An 866-nucleotide genomic window follows, 5' to 3' on the forward strand; every position below is an offset into this window, starting at 1 on the left:
GTATGGGCTTACATTACGAATGCATCGGCTTACAAAAGATTAAATCAGGAATTAGCTTCATCAAACTTCCTTCTACTTTCTTTTGCAGCAGCGATCGCTTCTTCAAGACTACATTGATACACCTCCAAGAATTTAGGAATCTCTTCAATAGACAATCTAGGAGAATGTCTACCACTGTCCCAATTGCGAACAGTAGACTCAGCAATTCCTAGTTTTGATGCTATGTCTACTGTCCTCAAACCAACTTTTTCTCTTAACTGCTTCATATCCATAGCAATATACTACTACATTTTACAAGTTATTTAACTACGCCTACTGAAAAGCGCAACTAACTAGGAAATAATGAAATAAGAGAAGCGGTTCTCACCAACTAAAGTAGAAACCGCTTCTCAACCCCTTATAAGAGGTTCATCTAATGATTCCTATACCAGTATATTTATTTACATTTGATTCTTTCCAAGGCTATGATTGGCTATTCAAAAGGCTTATTGATAACAAATCATGCCGAAATCAAAGCTCAAATCCCGGAAAAATAAAAAAACTAAGAAGCAGAAAAAACAGGAAACTCCCACCCTTACCCTCAAAGAACGTTTAGCTCAAAAGCGCAAAGCAGCACAGGCGCGTCAAGAACTAATTAATATACTGACTCCTGCAATTGGTGGCGGTTTATTTCTTGGCTTTATTCTTTTTTTAGTAGTTGGAATTAAAGCAGCAGTTCCAGCAGTAATGGGGATTATAGTCATGTCACTCGCCTACAAATATCCCCGCCAAGCTTTGTTTGCTTTTATTTTTTATGTGCCATTTGGAGGTACTAAGCTGTTATGCATTTAAATTGTGATGACAGCGTCGCCTTTATTTTTGAGTTT

1 protein-coding gene and 1 pseudogene are annotated in these 866 nt (G+C 37.3%); one reads left to right on the forward strand and one right to left on the reverse strand.

The window, feature by feature from the left end; genetic code table 11:
• Positions 1-44: 44 nt before the first annotated feature.
• Positions 45-272 (reverse strand): helix-turn-helix domain-containing protein, encoded by a 228-nt coding sequence (locus tag AC5JMK_RS23800; RefSeq protein ID WP_096675668.1) that lies wholly within the window; start codon positions 270-272, stop codon positions 45-47.
• Positions 273-501: 229 nt separating this feature from the next.
• Between AC5JMK_RS23800 and AC5JMK_RS23805 the strand changes: the two are divergent.
• Positions 502-813, forward strand: a pseudogene (locus tag AC5JMK_RS23805) (hypothetical protein); the annotation flags it as partial.
• Positions 814-866: the final 53 nt, after the last annotated feature.

It is taken from the genome of Pelatocladus sp. (assembly GCF_059505505.1).

Coding starts and splice junctions, on each gene's coding strand:
- AC5JMK_RS23800 (WP_096675668.1), bottom strand. CDS start 272: ATGGATATGAAGCAGTTAAGAGAAAAAGTTGGTTTGAGGACAGTAGAC.